Source organism: Streptomyces herbicida (assembly GCF_032656585.1).
GTDB classification, from domain to species: domain Bacteria; phylum Actinomycetota; class Actinomycetes; order Streptomycetales; family Streptomycetaceae; genus Streptomyces; species Streptomyces herbicida.
Genome location: NZ_JAUYWJ010000035.1, coordinates 1 through 19,207, shown reverse-complemented (window position 1 = coordinate 19,207; position 19,207 = coordinate 1). Strand labels below are relative to the sequence as shown.

General features: G+C 71.5%; 17 protein-coding genes. 12 read left to right on the top strand and 5 right to left on the bottom strand.

Translation table 11 applies throughout. From position 1 onward, the window contains the following. Window positions 1-166 precede the first annotated feature (166 nt). Window positions 167-1,867 (top strand): BACON domain-containing protein, encoded by a 1,701-nt coding sequence (locus tag Q8A52_RS44180; RefSeq protein ID WP_316763227.1) that lies wholly within the window; start codon window positions 167-169, stop codon window positions 1,865-1,867. 32 nt (window positions 1,868-1,899) lie between these two features. Here Q8A52_RS44180 and Q8A52_RS44175 read toward each other — a convergent pair whose 3' ends face one another. Then, on the bottom strand, window positions 1,900-2,748 hold the full coding sequence (locus tag Q8A52_RS44175; RefSeq protein ID WP_316763224.1) for a hypothetical protein: 849 nt from the start codon (window positions 2,746-2,748) through the stop codon (window positions 1,900-1,902). Window positions 2,749-2,819: 71 nt separating this feature from the next. Here Q8A52_RS44175 and Q8A52_RS44170 point away from each other — a divergent pair, with 71 nt between their 5' ends. From Q8A52_RS44170 to ilvD, 4 genes are all read left to right on the top strand, one after another. After that, window positions 2,820-3,752 carry a Ppx/GppA phosphatase family protein gene (locus Q8A52_RS44170; RefSeq protein ID WP_316763221.1) on the top strand — a complete coding sequence of 311 codons (933 nt, stop codon included), beginning with the start codon at window positions 2,820-2,822 and terminating at the stop codon, window positions 3,750-3,752. Between the two features lie 167 nt (window positions 3,753-3,919). Continuing rightward, on the top strand, window positions 3,920-4,750 hold the full coding sequence (locus Q8A52_RS44165; RefSeq protein ID WP_316763218.1) for a sugar phosphate isomerase/epimerase family protein: 831 nt from the start codon (window positions 3,920-3,922) through the stop codon (window positions 4,748-4,750). Continuing rightward, window positions 4,747-5,373 (top strand): TetR/AcrR family transcriptional regulator, encoded by a 627-nt coding sequence (locus Q8A52_RS44160; RefSeq protein ID WP_316763216.1) that lies wholly within the window; start codon window positions 4,747-4,749, stop codon window positions 5,371-5,373. The genes Q8A52_RS44165 and Q8A52_RS44160 overlap by 4 nt, the downstream gene beginning before the upstream one ends. Before the next feature lie 191 nt (window positions 5,374-5,564). Next, complete coding sequence (ilvD, locus tag Q8A52_RS44155; RefSeq protein ID WP_316763212.1) at window positions 5,565-7,418, top strand: dihydroxy-acid dehydratase; 1,854 nt, start codon at window positions 5,565-5,567, stop codon at window positions 7,416-7,418. Window positions 7,419-7,473: 55 nt separating this feature from the next. Here the strand turns inward: ilvD and Q8A52_RS44150 are convergent, their stop codons facing one another. Beyond that, window positions 7,474-9,639 (bottom strand): serine/threonine-protein kinase, encoded by a 2,166-nt coding sequence (locus Q8A52_RS44150; protein ID WP_316763209.1) that lies wholly within the window; start codon window positions 9,637-9,639, stop codon window positions 7,474-7,476. A gap of 181 nt (window positions 9,640-9,820) precedes the next feature. On the opposite strand from Q8A52_RS44150, the gene Q8A52_RS44145 reads away from it, so the two are divergent. The 3 genes from Q8A52_RS44145 to Q8A52_RS44135 all read left to right on the top strand — a co-directional run bounded on the left by Q8A52_RS44145 (window position 9,821) and on the right by Q8A52_RS44135 (window position 11,553). Further along, the gene (locus Q8A52_RS44145; RefSeq protein WP_316763206.1) at window positions 9,821-10,147 is read left to right on the top strand and encodes an SH3 domain-containing protein; all 327 of its coding nucleotides are present in this window, start codon (window positions 9,821-9,823) and stop codon (window positions 10,145-10,147) included. 42 nt (window positions 10,148-10,189) lie between these two features. Continuing rightward, a complete protein-coding gene (locus tag Q8A52_RS44140) occupies window positions 10,190-10,708 on the top strand; it encodes an EamA/RhaT family transporter (protein WP_316763203.1) in 519 nt (172 codons plus the stop codon). A 71-nt stretch (window positions 10,709-10,779) separates the two neighbouring features. Then, entirely contained in the window at window positions 10,780-11,553 is a 774-nt protein-coding gene (locus Q8A52_RS44135; protein ID WP_316763373.1) for a class I SAM-dependent methyltransferase, read from the top strand. On the opposite strand, the gene Q8A52_RS44130 is transcribed toward Q8A52_RS44135, so the two are convergent. Then, window positions 11,530-12,960: a SulP family inorganic anion transporter gene (locus Q8A52_RS44130; protein WP_316763200.1), complete on the bottom strand. Its 1,431-nt coding sequence runs from the start codon at window positions 12,958-12,960 to the stop codon at window positions 11,530-11,532. The two genes, Q8A52_RS44135 and Q8A52_RS44130, sit on opposite strands and share 24 nt — an antisense overlap. Window positions 12,961-13,187: 227 nt before the next feature. Here Q8A52_RS44130 and Q8A52_RS44125 point away from each other — a divergent pair, with 227 nt between their 5' ends. The 3 genes from Q8A52_RS44125 (at window position 13,188) to proC (ending at window position 15,880) form a co-directional block, all read left to right on the top strand. Further along, the gene (locus Q8A52_RS44125; RefSeq protein ID WP_316763197.1) at window positions 13,188-14,015 is read left to right on the top strand and encodes an ABC transporter ATP-binding protein; all 828 of its coding nucleotides are present in this window, start codon (window positions 13,188-13,190) and stop codon (window positions 14,013-14,015) included. Next, window positions 14,012-14,785 (top strand): ABC transporter permease, encoded by a 774-nt coding sequence (locus Q8A52_RS44120; RefSeq protein ID WP_316763194.1) that lies wholly within the window; start codon window positions 14,012-14,014, stop codon window positions 14,783-14,785. The genes Q8A52_RS44125 and Q8A52_RS44120 overlap by 4 nt, the downstream gene beginning before the upstream one ends. Before the next feature lie 282 nt (window positions 14,786-15,067). After that, window positions 15,068-15,880 (top strand): pyrroline-5-carboxylate reductase, encoded by an 813-nt coding sequence (gene proC / locus Q8A52_RS44115; RefSeq protein ID WP_316763191.1) that lies wholly within the window; start codon window positions 15,068-15,070, stop codon window positions 15,878-15,880. A gap of 29 nt (window positions 15,881-15,909) precedes the next feature. Here proC and Q8A52_RS44110 read toward each other — a convergent pair whose 3' ends face one another. Further along, window positions 15,910-16,494: a cysteine hydrolase family protein gene (locus Q8A52_RS44110; RefSeq protein ID WP_316763188.1), complete on the bottom strand. Its 585-nt coding sequence runs from the start codon at window positions 16,492-16,494 to the stop codon at window positions 15,910-15,912. A 75-nt stretch (window positions 16,495-16,569) separates the two neighbouring features. Here Q8A52_RS44110 and Q8A52_RS44105 point away from each other — a divergent pair, with 75 nt between their 5' ends. Continuing rightward, window positions 16,570-17,571 carry a GlxA family transcriptional regulator gene (locus Q8A52_RS44105; RefSeq protein WP_316763185.1) on the top strand — a complete coding sequence of 334 codons (1,002 nt, stop codon included), beginning with the start codon at window positions 16,570-16,572 and terminating at the stop codon, window positions 17,569-17,571. Here the strand turns inward: Q8A52_RS44105 and trpS are convergent. Next, entirely contained in the window at window positions 17,511-18,536 is a 1,026-nt protein-coding gene (gene trpS / locus Q8A52_RS44100; RefSeq protein ID WP_316763183.1) for a tryptophan--tRNA ligase, read from the bottom strand. The two genes, Q8A52_RS44105 and trpS, sit on opposite strands and share 61 nt — an antisense overlap. Between the last annotated feature and the right edge of the window lie 671 nt (window positions 18,537-19,207).

The window sequence follows — 19,207 nt, the reverse complement described above, 5'->3', positions numbered from 1 at the left end:
GCACCGACCGCCGGACCGGTACGGGACCGGACCGGCCACTCGCCGTCGCGAATGAGCCACGGAATGAAGGGTTCCTGTCCCCTTATGAGGGATCGTTTCACCCGTACGGATTAAAAGTGCTCAAGTGGGAAGAAGGGGCCATCCACCGCCGCCTACGGTCGCACAGGTGACGAGCAGCACCAGGGAGACCTCGACCCGCACCACCGGCGCGCACCGGGCGCACCGGGAGGCGCGTGACCGTGCTGCGGCGCGCACGCCGGCGCAGCGGACGCCGGCGCGCTACGAGCCGTATCTGGACGGTCTGTTCACCTACTGCCTGTCGGTGCTGTGCGACCACGACACGGCGACCGCCGCGCTGGGCGACGTGCTCGCGCTGGCCGGGCGGCGCGGGCAGCGCGTCCCGGACGAGGCGGACCGCCGGGCCTGGCTCTACGCGCTGGCCCGCTGGGCGTGCCTGCGCAAGCTGGCCGAGGCCAAGCAGAAACGTCAGGGCACCCACGCGGCGGGCCGTGCGGGAGCGCAGCGGCGGGGCCCGCAGGCCACCGCCCCGCCCGCGTCCGGCGAGGTCCAGGAGCAGCGTCGGCGCGAACTCGCGCTGCTCGCCTGGCCGGAGGCCGCCGGGACCACCCCGGAACAGCGCGAGGCGCTCGAACTCGCCGTCCGGCACCACCTCGCCGCCCATGAGGTCGCCGCCGTCCTCGGCATGGACCGGACCGTCGCCCGCGAGCTGCTGGCCTCCGCCGCCTGCGAGGTGGAGCGCACCCGCGCGGCCCTCGCCGTCGTCGAGACCGGCAGCTGTCCCGGCGTGGCCCTCCTCACCGGGGACAACCAGCTCGTCCTCAGCACGGCCGTACGGCGTGAGCTGGTCCGGCACGTCGACGACTGCCCGCGATGCCGCCGGACCGCCGAACGCGCGGTCCCGGGCCGCTGGCCCGGCGCCAGCGTCACGCCCGCCGAGCTGCCCGTCCTGGAGGCGCCCCGCGCCGCCCTGCACGGCGCGTCGGCGCACCACTCGCGCGCGCGGGGCGCGGCGCTTCCGCGTTTCGACCGGCGCGGCTTCCCGATGGACCCGAAGGACCGTGCCGCCCGCCGCGACCGGCTACGCGCGCGTGCCGTCACGACGACCGTCGTCGCCACCGTGGTCGCCGCCCCCGTGCTCGCCCTGTGGGCCGCCTACCGCTCCCCGGCCGGGGACGACCCCGAGGGCCACACGGCCACCGCCAGCGAGGCACACGGACCCGACAGCCTGGGCGGCCACCCGGCCGACGACTACGAGAACGCGGGCAACGCCGACCTCGGACCCGGCGCCCACGTGGGCAGGAACGGGAAGTCCGACGTCTCCGTGCAGGTGATCAGTGTCTCCGGGGCCGGGAAGAAGGGGGCGGGGCAGCTCGCGGTGTCGGCAGGCAACAGCGGTGACACCACCCTGATCACGCTCACCGCCTCCGGCGCCGCGCCGGTCCGCTGGTCCGCCGCCACCTCGGCCCGCTGGCTCTACCTCAGCCAGTCCTCGGGAACCCTCCGGCCCGGCGAGTCGTTGACGATCAAGGTGTACGTCGACCATCTGCGCGAGCCGTCCGGCCACTGGAGCGCCCAGGTGGCGGTGTCACCGGCGGGCGCCGTCGTCTCGATCGACGGCTACGGAACCGCGCCCACCGGCCCCACGAATCCGGGAAACCCGCCCCCGACCTCCGCCCCGGACCCGACGCCCACCAGCTCGACCCCCACCGGCCCCTCGCCGAGCGACCCGCCGTCACCCGAGCCGACCCCGACACCCACCGACCCGTCCCCGACCCCCTCCGGTGGCTCGACCCCACCACCGGCCGACAGCGGCGACCCGAGCCCTTCGGACGGCCAGAACCCGTGATCAGGGGCTCCCGCGCGGTGACCGGCAGTCGGTCAGGCCGTCGGGTCCGCCGGGTGCGGTGCCAGCAGAGGCAGCCCGGACGCCAGCCGCTCCTCGCACAGCTCGACCAGACGGTCGTAGCCGGCCTTGCCCATCAGCTCGGTCAGCTCGGCCCGGTAGGAGACGTACACCGGGTCGCCCGCGCCGTGCGCCGACGTCGCCGACGTGCACCACCAGTGCAGGTCGTGGCCGCCCGGACCCCAGCCCCGGCGGTCGTACTCACCGATGGAGACCTGCAGGATACGTGTCTCGTCGGGACGGTCGATCCAGTCGAAGGTCCGCCGGATCGGCAGCTGCCAGCAGACGTCCGGCTTGGTCTCCAGCGGCTCCCGGCCCTCCTTGAGAGCCAGGATGTGCAGCGAGCAGCCCGCGCCGCCCTCGAATCCGGGGCGGTTCTGGAAGATGCACGAGCCCTTGTAGGGGCGGGTCTGGCGGGAGCCCTCGTCGTCCTCCGAGACCCAGCCGTGCTTCATGCCCTCGTCGTGGTGCTGCCAGACGTCCGGGGTGAGCCTCGCCACGTGCTCGGCGACCCGTTTCTCGTCGTCCTCGTCCGAGAAGTGCGCGCCCAGCGTGCAGCACCCGTCGTCCGCGCGGCCCGCCTGGATGCCCTGGCAGCCGCTGCCGAAGATGCAGTTCCAGCGAGAGGTCAGCCATGTCAGATCACACCGGAAGACCTGCTCGTCGTCCGCCGGATCCGGGAATTCCACCCACGCGCGTGCGAAGTCGAGCCCCTTCTCGTCGGCTGACAGGTCCTTCTTCGACTGCCTCGGTGGCTTCACCCGAGAAGAATCGCTGGAGGATTTGGTGGCCTTGTGGTCTTTCGCCTTTTTCGTCTTTGGCACCCGTCCAGGGTAAGTCGCCCGAGACCGCTCCGGGGACGGCCGAGCGCCCAGGTGGCAGTAGCGTTTCGTACATGAGACTCGGTGTCCTCGACGTGGGATCTAATACGGTGCATCTGCTGGTGGTGGATGCGCATCCAGGCGCGCGCCCGCTGCCGGCGCACTCGCACAAGGCGGAGTTGCGACTGGCCCAACTCCTCGACGGGGACGCTGCCATCGGCCCCGACGGGGTCGACAAGCTGATCGGTGTCATCCACGAGGCACTCCAGGCGGCCGAGGACAAGGGCGTCGAGGAACTGCTGCCGTTCGCCACCTCCGCCGTACGCGAGGCCAGCAACGCCGACGACGTCCTCGAGCGCGTGCAGGCCGAAACCGGCGTCGAGCTGCAGGTCCTCACCGGCGCCGAGGAGGCCCGGCTCACCTTCCTCGCCGCCCGCCGCTGGTTCGGCTGGTCGGCCGGAAAGCTGCTCGTCCTGGACATCGGCGGCGGCTCCCTGGAGATCGCGTACGGCATCGACGAGGAGCCGGACGCCGCGGTCTCGCTCCCGCTCGGCGCCGGGCGGCTGACCGCGTCCTGGCTGCCCGGGGACCCGCCCGGCACCGAGGCGATAAGGACTCTGCGCCGTCATGTACGGGCCGAGATCGCACGCACGGTGGGAGAGTTCAGCCGCTTCGGCGCCCCCGACCACGTGGTCGCCACCTCCAAGACCTTCAAGCAGCTGGCCCGTATCGCCGGCGCCCCCCGCACCGCCGACGGCCTCTACATCCAGCGCGAGCTGAAGCGGGAGTCCCTGGAGGCCTGGGTGCCGCGCCTGGCCGGCATGACCACCGAACAGCGCTCGGAACTGCCCGGCGTCTCCGAGGGCCGCTCCGGCCAGCTGCTGGCGGGGGCGCTGGTGGCCGAGGGGGCGATGGATCTGTTCGGAGTGGAGAACCTGGAGATCTGCCCCTGGGCGCTGCGCGAGGGCGTGATCCTGCGACGGCTCGACCACATGGGATCGGCCTGAAACCGACGTCGGCGACCGCGCCCCCGAAGGGGCGCGGGGCGATGACGTCCGAGGCTCCGCCGCACGGGCACGACCAGCCGCAGGTGGCCCGCCCGCGGCTATGGCAAAGCACACAACGGCCAACGGGCACCCCGCGCTCCGCCAACCTCACCCCGTAATCTGTCTCCGTGGCAGAACCAAGGGACGTTGTCCGCATCCCGGATGCGAAGGTCGCCCTGTCGACGGCCTCCGTCTACCCGGAGTCGACGGCGACGGCCTTCGAGATCGCCGCGCGCCTCGGGTACGACGGGGTCGAGGTCATGGTGTGGACCGACCCGGTCAGCCAGGACATCGAGGCGCTGCGCCGGCTCAGCGACTACCACCGCATCCCGATCCTGGCCGTCCACGCCCCCTGCCTGCTGATCACCCAGCGCGTCTGGTCCACGGACCCCTGGGTCAAGCTCCAGCGCGCCCGGGCGGCCGCCGAGAAGCTCGACGCCGGCACGGTCGTCGTCCACCCGCCGTTCCGCTGGCAGCGGCAGTACGCCCGTGACTTCGTCGCCGGGATCTGGCGGATGGCGAACGAGACGGACGTACGGTTCGCCGTCGAGAACATGTACCCGTGGCGCTACCGCGACCGCGAGATGCTGGCGTACGCCCCCGACTGGGACGTGACCAACGACGACTACCGCCACTTCACGATCGACCTCAGCCACACGGCGACCGCCCGCACGGACGCCCTCCAGATGATCGACCGCATGGGCGACCGCCTGGGCCACGTGCACCTCGCCGACGGCAACGGGTCGGCGAAAGACGAGCACCTGGTGCCCGGGCGCGGCAGCCAGCCCTGCGCCGAGGTGCTGGAGCGGCTCGCGCTCACCGGCTTCGACGGCCACGTCGTCATCGAGGTCAACACCCGGCGCGCGATGTCCAGCGCCGAACGCGAGGCCGACCTGGCCGAGGCGCTGGCCTACACACGCCTGCACCTGGCCTCCGCGGTGAAGGTGCCCCGACGATGACCGGCATCACCCCGCGCCGCACCGAGGCGAACTCCAGGCGCCGCGGCCGTCCCCCGCGCACCGAGTCCGCCGATACCCGCGACCGCATCCTGGCCGCGGCCCGCGAGGAGTTCTCCGAGCGCGGCTACGAGAAGACCTCGGTACGCGGCATCGCCAAGGCCGCCGGTGTCGACTCCGCGCTGGTCCACCACTACTTCGGCACCAAGGAGCAGATGTTCGAGGCGGCCATCGAGGTCGCCTTCGCGCCCGCGCTCAACGCGCCGACCGCGATCGCCGACGGTCCCCTCGAGGGGGTCGGCGAGCGGCTCACCCGCTTCATCTTCGGCATCTGGGAGAATCCCACCACCCGCACGCCGCTGCTGGCGATCGTCCGCTCCGCGGTCAACAACGAGACCGCGGCCGCCGTCTTCCGCCGCCTGGTCGCCTCCCAGCTGCTGCGCCGCATCGCCTCCCAGCTGGACCTGCCCGACGCGGAGCTGCGGGCCGAGCTGGCGGCGGCGCAGCTGGTGGGGTGCGCGATGCTGCGGTACGTGATCAAGGTGGAGCCGCTGGCCTCGGCGGACCTGGAGCAGATCGTGGCCCGGGTGGCACCCGTGGTCCAAGGACATCTCACGGCTCCCTGACCGCCGGATTTCCCGAGAGCGACCGCCGGATTTCCCGAGAGCGACCGCCGGATATCCCGAGAGCGACGGTCGGATTTCCCGAGACGCTCATCCCGCATTCCGGACACCTCGTCCCGATCCCTGGATGACCGGCGTACGCTCGTTGGCAATCAGAAGTCTCTCTGATCGCAGTCTCTGAAGGAGCGAGCGAGATGCCCGAGCTGAGGTCCCGCACAGTCACCCACGGCCGCAACATGGCGGGCGCCCGCGCCCTTATGCGCGCCTCCGGTGTACCCGGTGCGGACATCGGCCGGAAGCCGATCATCGCGGTCGCCAACAGCTTCACGGAGTTCGTGCCGGGCCACACCCACCTCCAGCCGGTCGGCCGGATCGTCAGCGAGGCGATCACGGAGGCGGGCGGCATCCCGCGCGAGTTCAACACCATCGCCGTCGACGACGGCATCGCGATGGGCCACGGCGGCATGCTGTACTCCCTGCCCTCCCGCGACCTGATCGCGGACTCGGTCGAGTACATGGTCGAGGCGCACTGCGCCGACGCCCTGGTCTGCATCTCCAACTGCGACAAGATCACCCCGGGCATGCTGCTGGCGGCCCTGCGCCTGAACATCCCGACGGTCTTCGTCTCCGGCGGACCCATGGAGGCCGGCCGCGCCACGCTCGTCGACGGCACGGTCCGCACCCTCGACCTGGTCGACGCGATCTCCGACGCCGTCAACGACAAGATCTCCGACGAGGACATCCTCCGTATCGAGGAGAACGCCTGCCCGACCTGCGGCAGCTGTTCCGGCATGTTCACCGCGAACTCGATGAACTGCCTGACCGAGGCGATCGGCCTGTCCCTGCCCGGCAACGGCTCGGTCCTGGCCACCCACACGGCCCGCAAGCAGCTGTACGTCGACGCGGCCCGCACGGTGATGGACATCACCCGCCGCTACTACGAGCAGGACGACGAGACGGTCCTCCCGCTCAACGTCGCCACCTTCGCGGCCTTCGAGAACGCCATGGCGCTCGACATCGCGATGGGCGGCTCCACGAACACGATCCTGCACCTGCTGGCGGCGGCCCAGGAGGCGGGCGTGCCCTTCGGCCTGGAGCAGATCGACGCGGTCTCGCGCCGCGTGCCCTGCCTGGCGAAGGTCGCCCCGAACGTCGCCAAGACCCGCACGTACTACATGGAGGACGTGCACCGGGCCGGCGGCATCCCCGCCCTGCTCGGCGAGCTGCACCGCGGGGGCCTGCTCAACGAGGACGTGCACGCGGTCCACAGCCCGTCCCTGGCGGACTGGCTGAAGACGTGGGACGTGCGCGGCGGCTCCCCGTCCCCCGAGGCCGTGGAACTGTGGCACGCGGCCCCCGGCTGCGTGCGCTCCGCCGAGGCCTTCTCGCAGTCCGAGCGCTGGGAGGCGCTGGACGACGACGCCGAGGGCGGCTGCATCCGCTCGGTCGAGCACGCGTACTCCAAGGACGGCGGCCTGGCCGTCCTCAAGGGCAACCTGGCCGTCGACGGCTGCGTGGTGAAGACGGCCGGCGTCGACGAGTCGATCTGGACCTTCGAGGGTCCGGCGGTGGTCTGCGAGTCGCAGGAGGAGGCCGTCGAGAAGATCCTCAACAAGCAGGTCACCGACGGCGACGTGGTGGTCATCCGCTACGAGGGCCCGAAGGGCGGCCCGGGCATGCAGGAGATGCTCTACCCGACGTCCTTCCTCAAGGGCCGCGGCCTGGGCAAGACCTGCGCCCTGATCACCGACGGCCGCTTCTCCGGCGGCACGTCCGGCCTCTCCATCGGCCACGCGTCCCCCGAGGCGGCCTCGGGCGGCACGATCGCCCTGGTCGAGGACGGCGACCGCATCCGCATCGACATCCCGGCCCGCACGATCGAGCTCCTGGTCGACGAGGCCGAGCTGGCCCGCCGAGAGCAGGCGCTGGACGGGGCGTACGCGCCGAAGAACCGGGAGCGGAAGGTCTCGGCCGCGCTGCGGGCCTACGCGGCGATGGCGACCAGCGCGGACAAGGGCGCCGTCCGTGACGTGACCAAGCTGGGCTGACGCTCCGGCCTTCGCAAGGGGCCGCCTCCCTCCCCGGGGGCGGCCCCTTCGCGTGTCACCAGGCCGACGGGTCGGCCGCGTCCACGGCGAACACGGTGCCGTCGGGGGCGGTGGCGCAGACGCGCCCGTTCTTGATCACGGGGGCGGGCGGCGCTCCCATGACCTCTGCCGAGTTCGCGCCCAGCCGCGCCGGGGTCTGCCCGACGAGCCTGCCCTTGCGGGCGTCGACGGCGAGCAGCCGCCCGTCGCCCGCGGTGAAGAAGACGTGCTCGCCGTCGGTGACCGGGTCCGAACCGCGGGTCACCGAGGTCTCCAGATGCCACAGCGACTTGCCCGCCGCCATGTCCACGGCCTCCAGGGAGCCGCCGGTGGCCAGCACATAGACCACGCTTCCCCGCACGGTGGCGTGGGCGCCCGCCGCCGCGACGGGCAGCGCCACACGACGTACCGCCCGGGAGCCGGGGGTGTAGCGGACGACCGCCGTCGTTTCCCCGTAGACCCGGTCGACCGATTGGAAGAAGAGCGAGCCGTCCTCGGCGCCGAAGGGCGTCAGTGTCCCCTTCAGCCGGGCATCCCACCGCACGTCACCGGTCAGCGGATCGACGGCGGTCACCCGCGTGCCCGACCCGTCGGCGGACGTGCTCGTCGCGTACGCCAGCGGGTCTTTGGGGAACGAGACGAACAACGGGCGGCTCTGGCCCGCGATCCGGCCGCTCCACCTGGTGTCGCCCGACGCGGCGTCCAGGCCCGTGACCGTTCCGTCGGCAGCGGTGAGCAGGGCCGTGCCGCCGACGTAGCGCACCATCGTGTCCGTCGGCAGACGCCGCTTCCAGACCTCCTTGCCGGTGGCGGGGTCCAGCGCCGTCAGACGCGAGCCGCCGCCGGTGTAGGGCTGGATCAGACCGCCCGCGAGGACCGGCGGGCCGCTGGTGGTCTTCGTGGCCACCGAGTGCCGCCACAGCACCTTCCCGTCGGTGGGGGAGAGCGCGAAGATCACGCCGGGCTGCGCACAGAGCAGTTTCTTCGCGCCGTACGCACACTGCGGCATCCCCGCCGCCTCGGGCGCGGGCTTCGTGTGCCAGGCGCTGAAGGCGGCCGCGCCGGTACGAGGACTCGTGCTCGTCGGCGCGGGTTCGCTGCCGCCGAACGCCTGGACCGAGGCCAGCACGGCGGCCACGGCAAGTCCGAGCGCACCGATGCCCAGCGCCGCCTTCCGGCCGGCGCGAAGCCTGGACGGCCGTTCGGCATCCGCGGCTTTCTTCGCTTCCCCGGTTTCCCCGGTTTCCTTGCTCTCGCCGGCGTGCCCGGCTTGCCCAGCAGGCTCGGCACCGGCCTCCGAAGCAGGTCCGTCCGTCGCGCGCTGAGCGGGTATGAACGCCTGGGTGTCGTACGACGCGGCCACCGACCGCAGCTCGCGCATGAGCTCGTCCGGAGTCGGCCGGTCCTCCGGCTCCTTGGCGAGACAGCGCACCACCAGCGGCGCGAGACTCTCCGGCACCCCGGTCAGGTCGGGCTCGTCGTGCACGACCTGGTAGGCGACGACATACGGGCTGTCGGAGTCGAACGGCCCGCGCCCGGTGGCCGCGTGCACCAGCACCGAACCGAGCGCGAAGATGTCGGCGGCGGGCCCGACCTCGCGCGGCCGCCGGAACTGCTCCGGCGCCATGAAGGGCGGAGTGCCGATCAACTTGCCGGTCTCGGTGCGCAGTTCGCTGTCCTTCGGCCGGGAGATGCCGAAGTCGATGACCTTCGGCCCGTCCTCGGCGAGCAGCACGTTGCTCGGCTTCAGATCCCGGTGGACGACCCCGACCCGGTGGATGTCGCGCAGCGCCTCCGCGAGCCCGGCCATCAGCCGGCGCAGTTGCGCGGTGGGCATCGGGCCGTTCCGCTTGACGTGATCGGACAGCGTGGGGCCGGGGATGAACAGCGTGGCCATCCAGGGCCGTTCGGCCTCCGGGTCGGCGTCGACCACGGGCGCGGTGAAGGCGCCGCTGACCTTTCGGGCCGCGGCCACCTCCTGCCGGAAACGGCCCCTGAACTCGCGATCCTTGGCGAACTCGGCGTGTACGACCTTCACCGCGAGCTTCAGCCCGGAGGTGCTCCGGGCCAGGTGCACCACACCCATGCCGCCCGAGCCCAGGCATGACTCCAGGCGGTAGTGACCGGCGTACTCGGGAAGTTCCGCTTCCGCGCCCGCTCCGGTGTTGCGCTGTGGCGCCATGGGACCACCCCCGTGCTGTTCGTCCGCGCGCGCGACGCAGGGAGCCTAGTCGATGATTCGTACGAGTCGGAGTCGGCTTGCTAGCCTCCGCGTGCGTGTTGCACAAGGGCGTTTCGTGCCGCGCAAGAGGGGAATGAACGGGACCCCATGACAGTCATGGGGCCAACGGGGGAGGAATCGCATGTCTGTTGAGCGTGTCGAAGAGGTCGAGGGAGCCGGCGAGGGGGAGGCCGTGGCGACGGCGGCCGCGACGGCGTCCCTGCACTACTACTCGGTCGCCCCGGGCCTCAGGCTCAATGTCCGCAGCGGCCCGGGCACCGGCTACAACATCGTCCGCGTCCTGCCCGAGGGCGCCAAGGTCGCGATCTACTGCCAGTCGCCGGGCACGAGGGTCGCGGGCTACTACGGCACCACGAACATCTGGGACAACATCGACAACGGCGAGTACGTCTCGGATTCCTACGTGAACACGGGCAGCGACGGCTACATCGCCCCGCGCTGCGGCTGACCCCGCACGGAGCCCGCGGCGCCGCGGAGCCATAATCGTCCCGTGAGCGACGAACCCGGCACCACGGACACCCCCGCGGGCTCCGCCGACGGAGCCCGGAGCGGGCCCCGCCCCGAGCCCCTGCGCTTCTTCGGCACGTCCTGGGTGAACCACGACAACGGTTACCCGGGCCGGCGTGCCGCCGTGGCCGCCGGCTCGCTGGCCGCGGCCGTCGCGTCCGCGTTCGTGCTCCGGTTCGCCTACCAGGGCCTGCAGATCGCCGGCACCGGCTCCTTTGTGAACGTGCTGGTCGTGGCGATGTTCGCGATCTGCAGCGCGCTGGCCTTCCGCAACACCTGGGACGGGTTCGGCAAGCGCCTCGACCCCGACCGTCAGGCCTCCCTGCGCGGGCTCCTGGCCATCGGCTTCGTCGGCTCGCTGCTCGCCTACTTCTTCCGCTCCCTCACCGAGGCCCCGGGCGAGAAGCTCCACCGCGAGGAGTACGAGAAGGCACGCGAGGAATACGAACGCCGCTCCTCGCGGCGCACCGGGAACCCCTCGAAGAAGCGCCGGAGGAAATAGCCCGCGGACGCCGGCGGCGGGAAACCCGCTGTCGTCGGGCGCCCCTTCCTCACCACCATGGCCGTATGACCATGACGCCTCCGCCTTCCCCCACCCCCGACCGGGCCCACTCCTTCAACGCCGCCGCGGCCCAGTACGCCGCGAACCGGCCCTCCTATCCGCCCGCCCTCTTCGACGCCGTCGAGGAACTCGCCGCCCGCCCCCTCGGCGGTGCCCGGGTCGTGGACGTGGGTGCCGGTACCGGTATCGCGACGGCGCTGCTGCGGGCCCGGGGTGCCGATGTGGTCGCGGTGGAGCCCGGTGAGGGCATGGCGGCCCAGTTCCGCCACGCCCTGCCCGGCATCCCGATCGTCCGGGGCAGCGGCGACGCCCTCCCCCTGGCCGACGCGAGCGCCGACTTCCTCACCTATGCGCAGGCCTGGCACTGGACGGACCCGGCCCGGTCGGTGCCGGAGGCGCTGCGCGTGCTGCGCCCGGGCGGTGCGCTGGCGCTGTGGTGGAACACCCACGCCCTCGACGTCGAGTGGATCGCCGAGGCCGCCGAGCGCGCCGGCCGCTTCTTCGGTAACGACGTCGCCGCCGAGAGGGAGCGGGCCGCCCGGACCGAACTCGCCGACCCCAGCGGCCGTCTGCGCTTCACGCGCCGTGAGGTCCGCTGGAGCCGCCGTGTCCCCCTTGCCACACATCTCGCCAACGTCGGCAGCCACTCGGTCTTCCTCCTCACGCCGCAGGAGCGCCGGACCGCCTTCTTCGACGAGGAGCGCGCCCATCTGCTGAAGGTCTTCCCGGACGGCGTCGTCGAGGAGACCTACGACGTCCTGCTACTGGTGGCCACCCACACCTGACCCGAGGGCTGTCCGCTCGGCGGCCCACCCCTCCAGGGCCGCCGCGCACGCCCGGTCCACATACCGCAGGCCGCCGAGCTCCAGCCGGACCTTCCGGTCGCGCGGGACCGCCTCCAACGCGTCCAGCAGCTTCGGCAGCCGCAGGAACGTCGCATGCCCCAGCACCCGCACGACGATCCCCGCTTCTCCCCGGTCCTCGCTCTCCACGTGCACATGGCTGACCTCCCACGCGGTCTTCGCCACCGCCAGCACGAGGCCGACCAGCACCCCCTCGAACAGGTTCCCGACGACGATCACGATCGCCGTCACCGAGAGCACCACCACCTCTCCCCGATGTCCGCGCCACAGCCCGCGCAGCTCCCGCACCGGCACGAGCCGGCACCCCGCGTGCACCAGCAGTCCGGCCAGCGCCGCCACCGGAACCACCCCGAGCGCACCGGGCAGCAGCGCCGTGAACAGCAGCAGCCATGCCCCGTGCAGTACGCGCGACGCCTTCGTCCGGGCTCCCGCCTGCACGTTCGCCGCGCTCCGTACGATCACCGCGGTCATCGGTAGCGCACCCAGCACCCCGCACACCGCGTTCCCCGCTCCCTGTGCGATCAGCTCCTTGTCGTACTCCGTCCGCGGTCCCTGGTGCAGCCGGTCCACCGCCGCCGCGCTGAACAGGGACTCGGCGGACGCGATCAGTGCGAAGGCGGCGACGGTTCCGAGCACGCCCACTTCCGTCAGCCGTCCGAAGTCCACCACCTCCGGGAGCCGTACGGCATCCAGCACACCGCGCACCTCGACGCGCCGCACATCCAGATCGAACAGCCAGGTCACCGCCGTCGCCCCGGCAACCGCCACCAGTGGCGCGGGCACCAGCCGGGCTCCCCGCCGCCAGCGCGGCCACAGCACCAGTACGGCAATGGTGGCACCGCCCACCGACAACGCCACCGGTCCCACCCGCGCGGGCAGCGACACCAGCCCGGCGATCTTGGCGAGCCCGCCCGCCGGAGCGGCCGCGTCCCCGAGGGCGTAGACCTGACCGGCCACCAGCACGAGCCCGATGCCGGCGAGCATCCCGTGCACGACCGCCACCGACACCGCCCGGAACCACCGCCCGAGCCGCAGCAGTCCCAGGCCGATCTGCACCAGCCCGGCTGCGAGCACCAGCACGCCGAGCCCTTCGACCCCGTACTCCCGCACGGCCTCGTACACCAGCACGGTCAGCCCCGCCGCCGGGCCGCTCACCTGCAGGCTGCTGCCCGGCAGCGCCCCGGCGACCAGCCCGCCCACTATCCCGGTGACCAGCCCCAGTTCGGCCGGGACACCGGAGGCCATGGCCACGCCCACACACAGCGGCAGCGCGACGAGGAACACAACGAGGGACGAGAAGAGATCGGCCTTGCCTACGACACGGCGCATGACGGCAGCACCTCCGATGACGAGGAACGCGAAGCCCGCGAGGGCACGAATGGCAGTGAAATCCATTGTCGGAAAAGGGAGTTGGAGTGCCGCCCGGTTCGTGTGGCCACCTGGTGAAGACGGGTGCGCACGAGCGGACCGCACTCTTCCGGCCACCCCACAGCGCCTGCGTGCCACCGAACGCACCCCACTTGACGGCATACGGCCCCGCGAGGATTATTCATCGCATGATGAATTACTCGTCCGGGCCACCGGAGACCCCGGCCGTCGAGGCCGCCGCCCTCACCGTCGTCCGTGGTCCCCGCACCGTCCTGCGCGGCCTCGACTTCACCGTCCCGCGCGGTCAGATCACCGGCCTGCTGGGCCCCTCGGGATGCGGCAAGTCGACCCTCATGCGCTCGATCGTGGGCACCCAGGCCAAGGTCACGGGCACCCTCCAGGTCCTCGGCCGGCCCGCCGGCGACCCCCTCCTGCGCACCCGCATCGGCTACGTCACCCAGGCCCCGTCCGTCTACGACGACCTGACCGTCCGCCAGAACCTCGACTACTTCGCCGCGATACTCGACCCCGGCCTCCCCCACGCTCGAACTCGCTCGCGCGGGGGGACCCCCATCGCCGCCGAACGCCGCCGCGAGAACGTCACCCGGGCCATCAACGACGTCGACCTCACCAGCCACGCCGACGCCCTCGCCGGCAACCTCTCCGGTGGCCAGCGCAGCCGCGTCTCCCTCGCGGTGGCCCTGCTGGGCACCCCCGAACTCCTGATCCTCGACGAACCCACCGTCGGCCTCGACCCGGTCCTGCGCCGCGACCTGTGGAACCTCTTCCACGACATCGCCGCCACCCGCGGCGCCACCCTCCTCATCTCCTCCCACGTCATGGACGAGGCCGAACGCTGCCACCGGCTCCTGCTCATGCGCGAGGGCGAGATCCTCGCCGACGACACCCCCGACGCCCTGCGCACCCGTACCGGAGCGGACACCGTCGAGGCGGCGTTCCTGCACCTGGTGGACGAAGCGGTCGCCGCCGGCCGCACCAAGGAGACAGCCCGATGAGCACGACCACCGCGCCCGCCCCCACCAGCGCCCTGAACCTCTCCCGGACCACCGCCACCGCGACCCGGGTGCTGCGCCAGCTCCGCCACGACCCGCGCACGATCGCGCTGATGATCCTCGTCCCCTGCCTGATGCTGTTCCTGCTCCGCTATGTCTTCGACGGCAGCGCCCGCACCTTCGACAACATCGGCGCATCACTGCTCGGGATCTTCCCGCTGATCACGATGTTCCTGGTCACGTCCATCGCCACCCTGCGCGAACGCACCTCGGGCACCCTCGAACGCCTCCTCGCCATGCCCCTCGGCAAGGGCGACCTCATCGCCGGCTACGCCCTCGCCTTCGGCGGCCTCGCCATCGTCCAGTCGGCACTGGCCACCGGCCTGGCCGTGTGGTTCCTGGGCCTGGACGTCACGGGCTCGGCATGGCTGCTGCTCCTGGTCGCCCTGCTCGACGCGCTGCTCGGCACGGCCCTCGGCCTCTTCGTCTCGGCCTTCGCGGCCTCGGAATTCCAGGCGGTCCAGTTCATGCCCGCGGTGATCTTCCCCCAACTCCTGCTCTGCGGCCTGTTCACCCCCCGCTCCAACATGCACCCCGTCCTGGAGGGCATCTCCAACGTCCTCCCCATGTCCTACGCCGTCGACGGCATGAACGAGGTCCTGCACCACACGGACATGACGACGACCTTCCTCAGGGACGTCCTGATCGTGGCCGGGTCCGCGGTACTGGTACTGGGACTGGGAGCGGCCACCCTGCGACGCCGGACGGCGTAACGGCTCGCTTCGAGAAGGCCAGCACCGTGCAGCCCGTCCGGCGTTCGAGGACGCGGCCGTTCAGGCCGAAGCGAGGGTCTGGGGGCGCAGCCCCCGGGCGGGGTCGAAGGAGCGGCAGCCCCTGGGGACGGGACGGGACGGGACGGGCAGGGGCGGCGGGGGCGCGGACCCTCGACGGCAACCCGGCAACGGACGTCCGCCCACCGGACAGCGAAACCCCGCTCCTGCGCACCGGTGCGAGGATGAACCCGGACGACGCAACCCCCGGAGGGCACCCGCACCATGACCCAGAAAGTCGCAGTCCTCGGCACCGGCAAGATCGGCGAAGCCCTGCTCAGCGGAATGATCCGAGCCGGCTGGGCCCCCGCCGACCTCCTGGTCACCACCCGCCGCTCCGAACGGGCCGAAGAACTCCGCACCCGCTACGGAGTAACCCCGGTCAGCAACGCCGAGGCCGCCAAGAACGCCGACACCCTGATCCTCACGGTCAAGCCGCAGGACATGGGCGCCCTCCTCGACGAACTCGCCCCGCACATCCCCACCGACCGCCTGGTCATCAGCGGAGCCGCGGGTATCCCCACCTCCTTCTTCGAGGAGCGCCTGGCCGCGGGCACCCCGGTCGTCCGGGTCATGACGAACACCCCGGCCCTCGTCGACGAGGCCATGTCCGTCATCTCCGCGGGCAGCCACGCCACCGCCGAACACATGGCCCATGCCGAGGAGATCTTCGGCGCCGTCGGCAAGACGCTCCGCGTCCCCGAGTCCCAGCAGGACGCCTGCACCGCCCTCTCCGGCTCCGGCCCGGCCTACTTCTTCTACCTGGTCGAAGCCATGACCGACGCCGGCATCCTCCTCGGCCTGCCCCGCGACAAGGCCCACGACCTCATCGTCCAGTCCGCCATCGGCGCCGCGGTGATGCTCCGCGACAGCGGCGAACACCCGGTCAAGCTCCGCGAGAACGTCACCTCACCCGCGGGCACCACCATCAACGCCATCCGTGAACTGGAGAACCACGGCGTACGAGCCGCCCTGATCGCCGCCCTCGAAGCCGCCCGCGACCGCAGCCGCGAACTGGCCTCCGGCAAGAAGGACTGACCCGGAACCGTCCCCCGGGGGGCGGCACCTCAGCCCGCCGCGTCCACGATCTCCTTCGTGGTCAGCACCCGTGCGAAGCCGCCCCCGTGCAGGGACACCGCCGACGCCTGCGCCAGCTCGTCCGCGGTGCGCCGCCAGCCGAACGGCCCCTCCAGGTCGAAGGTGTACGTCGCGTCGTACGCGACCAGCACGTCGAACCCGAGATTCCCGCCCATCCGGGCCGTCGTCTCCACGCACATATTGGTCTGGATCCCGGCCAGTACCACCTGCGCGATCCCCTGCGCCCTCAGCCAGGCCGCCAGATCCGGCGTGCCGAGGAAGGCGGAGTTCACGGTCTTCGTGATCAGCAGCTCACTGCCGTCCCCCTTCCCGCGCCGCTGCTCCACATAGTCCTTGAAGTCATTGCCCACGTATCCCGGCCGCAAGGGCGACTGCGGCTTCGACGAGTCGTGCCGCACGAAGACGACCGGCCGCGCCGCCCCCTGCCATGCGTCGATCAGCGAGGCGAGGTTGTCGTCCGCCCCGGGATTGTTGCGCGGCCCCCAGAACTCGGCCTCCTCGAAGCCCTTCTGCACGTCGACGACCACCAGCGCTGCGTTCTCTGCGATCTCCATGCCCTCGATCCTGCCGCCGCAGGCACGCCCGCCCCAGAAGGGTAGAAGACAGCGATCGATGGTTTACTGCCAGACGTGACCACAGCCCCGTACCGCGTGGCCCTCGTCGCCTTCCCCGGTGTCCGCGCCTTCGACGTCTCCGTCATCACCGAGGTCTGGGGCACCGACCGCACCGATCGCGGCGCCCCCGCCTTCGACCTGCGCAGAGTCGCCACCGACACCACCACCCCCATCCCCATGCGCGGCGGCTTCGCCCTGTACGCCGACCGCACTCTGAACTGGCTGAACCGAGCCGATCTCATCGTCGTCCCCGGCCTCGACGACCACCTCACTCCCGCACCCGCCCCCGTGCTCGACGCCCTGCGCCGCGCCCACGCCCGCGGCACCACCCTCGCCGCCCTCTGCGGCGGCGCCTTCACCCTCGCCCAGGCAGGCCTCCTCGACGGCCGCCGAGCCATCACCCACTGGAACCTCGTCGAGCTCCTGCGCGCCCACCACCCCCATATCGCCGTCGTCCCCGACGCCCTCTTCATCGAGGACGACAACATCTGGACCGCCGCCGGCACCGCGGCCGGCATCGACCTCTGCCTCCACCTGGTACGCCGGTCCCACGGCGCCGAGGCGGCCGCCACCATCGCCCGCTCGATGGTCACCGCCCCCTTCCGCACCGGCACGCAGGCACAGTTCATCGAGCACCCCACCCCGCGCGCGGACCGCGACGCCGACACCCTCGCCGCCGTACAGGAACACGCCCTGCGCCACCTCCACGAACCGCTCACGGTCGCCGATCTGGCCGCCCGAGCGGGCATGTCGCCGCGCTCCTTCGCCCGCCACTTCACGGCCGCCACCGGCACGACACCGCTGAGGTGGCTCCTGGACCAGCGCATCGCCGCGGCCCAGAAACTCCTCGAACGCACCGACCTGCCCATGCCCGAGATCGCCCGCCGCGCCGGCTTCGGCAGCGAGGTCACGATGCGCCAGCACTTCGCATCGCGCCTCGCCACCAGCCCGCGCGCCTACCGGGCCGCGTTCAGCGCGGGCTTCGCCACCGGCGGCAGCAGCCCGATCGCCCGGTAAGCGGTATCGACGGTCGGCCGCGCCATCGCCCGAGCCTTCTTCGCACCATGCCGCAGCACCTCCTCGACATATCCCGGGTCGGCACACAACTCCTTGTGCCTGGCCTGCACGGGCCTGAGAACCTCGACCACCGCCTCCGCGGTGTCCTTCTTCAAAGCGCCGTACGACTGGTGAACGTCCGCCAGTGACTCAGGGTTCCCACCCGTGCACGCAGCGAGAATCTCCAGCAGATTCGTCACCCCCGGCCGCCCCTCCCGGTCGTACACGACCTCCCGCCCGCTGTCGGTAACGGCCCGCATCACCTTCTTGCGCACCACGTCCGGCTCGTCGAGCAGATAGACGATGCCCGGCCCAGAGTCGTCCGACTTCCCCATCTTCGCCGTCGGCTCCTGAAGGTTCATCACCCGCGCAGCCACCCGCGGAAGCGTCGCCTTCGGCACCACGAACGTGTGCCCGTACCGCTGGTTGAAGCGCACCGCCAGATCCCGGCACAGCTCCACGTGCTGCGCCTGGTCGTCCCCCACCGGCACCTCGTCCGCCCCGTACGCCAGGATGTCCGCCGCCATCAGCACCGGATACGTCAGCAGGGACAGCCGCACACTCCCGCCCCTGGCCCGCTCCCGCGCGGCCTTCTCCTTGTACTGGATCATCCGCCGCATCTCGCCGTCGGTCGCCACGCACTCCAGCACGTACGACAGCCGAGCGTGCTCGTCCACATGACTCTGTACGAACACGGTGCACAGCTCGGGATCGAGCCCGGACGCCAGCAACAGCGTCGCCGCCTGACGAGTGAGCCTGCGCAGCCGTGCCGGATCGTGGTCCACGGTCATCCCGTGCAGATCGACGATGCAGAACACCGCATCGGACTGGTGCTGGTCCACCGCGGCCCACTGCCGCATGGCTCCCAGATAGTTCCCCAGCGTCAGGTGCCCGGTCGGCTTGATCCCGCTGAAGACCCGTGTCATCCCTGTTCCACCTCCTGGTCGAGACCGCCGGCCCGGCCGGCCGGCTCTCAGGAGCCCTGGAGGGGGATACGAGAACGGCCGCCGGGGCGGCGGCCGTTGAGTGCATACGTGAGTACGGCCGCCGTCAGGCGGGCCACCACTGCCGGGTGCACGTACGCGTCATCACGTCGGCCAGGCTACGCCCTTGGGGCGCCACCTGGCCGTGAGTTGACACACCCCAACCGGATACGTAGTGTTCTCCGAGTTGTCCGACGTGAGCACCGACTCCGGTCGGTCCCCGGACAGCCATTCCGCAGGTACCAACGTCAATCGGCGATCCGTCGCCGTGCGCTTTGGCGTGCGTATTTGCGAAATGAGGAATCCGCGTTCGAAAGGGCGCAGGCCCCGATTAGCTCGGGCGCCAGGAATCCGCTAAAGTCTCACTCGTCGGAACGGCTCAACGGCCGGGAAGACAAACCCTGCTGACTGGGAATCAGGCCCGAAAGGATCTGATAGAGTCGGAACCGCCGGAAAGGGAAACGCGGAAGCGGGAACCTGGAAAGCGCCGAGGAAATCGGATCGAGAAAAGGTCTGATAGAGTCGGAAACGCAAGACCGAAGGGAAGCGCCCGGAGGAAAGCCCGAGAGGGTGAGTACAAAGGAAGCGTCCGTTCCTTGAGAACTCAACAGCGT

Coding starts and splice junctions, on each gene's coding strand:
- Q8A52_RS44170 (WP_316763221.1), top strand. CDS start 2,820: ATGAGACTCGGTGTCCTCGACGTGGGATCTAATACGGTGCATCTGCTG.
- Q8A52_RS44160 (WP_316763216.1), top strand. CDS start 4,747: ATGACCGGCATCACCCCGCGCCGCACCGAGGCGAACTCCAGGCGCCGC.
- ilvD (WP_316763212.1), top strand. CDS start 5,565: ATGCCCGAGCTGAGGTCCCGCACAGTCACCCACGGCCGCAACATGGCG.
- Q8A52_RS44150 (WP_316763209.1), bottom strand. CDS start 9,639: ATGGCGCCACAGCGCAACACCGGAGCGGGCGCGGAAGCGGAACTTCCC.
- Q8A52_RS44145 (WP_316763206.1), top strand. CDS start 9,821: ATGTCTGTTGAGCGTGTCGAAGAGGTCGAGGGAGCCGGCGAGGGGGAG.
- Q8A52_RS44135 (WP_316763373.1), top strand. CDS start 10,780: ATGACGCCTCCGCCTTCCCCCACCCCCGACCGGGCCCACTCCTTCAAC.
- Q8A52_RS44130 (WP_316763200.1), bottom strand. CDS start 12,960: ATGCGCCGTGTCGTAGGCAAGGCCGATCTCTTCTCGTCCCTCGTTGTG.
- Q8A52_RS44125 (WP_316763197.1), top strand. CDS start 13,188: ATGATGAATTACTCGTCCGGGCCACCGGAGACCCCGGCCGTCGAGGCC.
- Q8A52_RS44120 (WP_316763194.1), top strand. CDS start 14,012: ATGAGCACGACCACCGCGCCCGCCCCCACCAGCGCCCTGAACCTCTCC.
- proC (WP_316763191.1), top strand. CDS start 15,068: ATGACCCAGAAAGTCGCAGTCCTCGGCACCGGCAAGATCGGCGAAGCC.
- Q8A52_RS44110 (WP_316763188.1), bottom strand. CDS start 16,494: ATGGAGATCGCAGAGAACGCAGCGCTGGTGGTCGTCGACGTGCAGAAG.
- trpS (WP_316763183.1), bottom strand. CDS start 18,536: ATGACACGGGTCTTCAGCGGGATCAAGCCGACCGGGCACCTGACGCTG.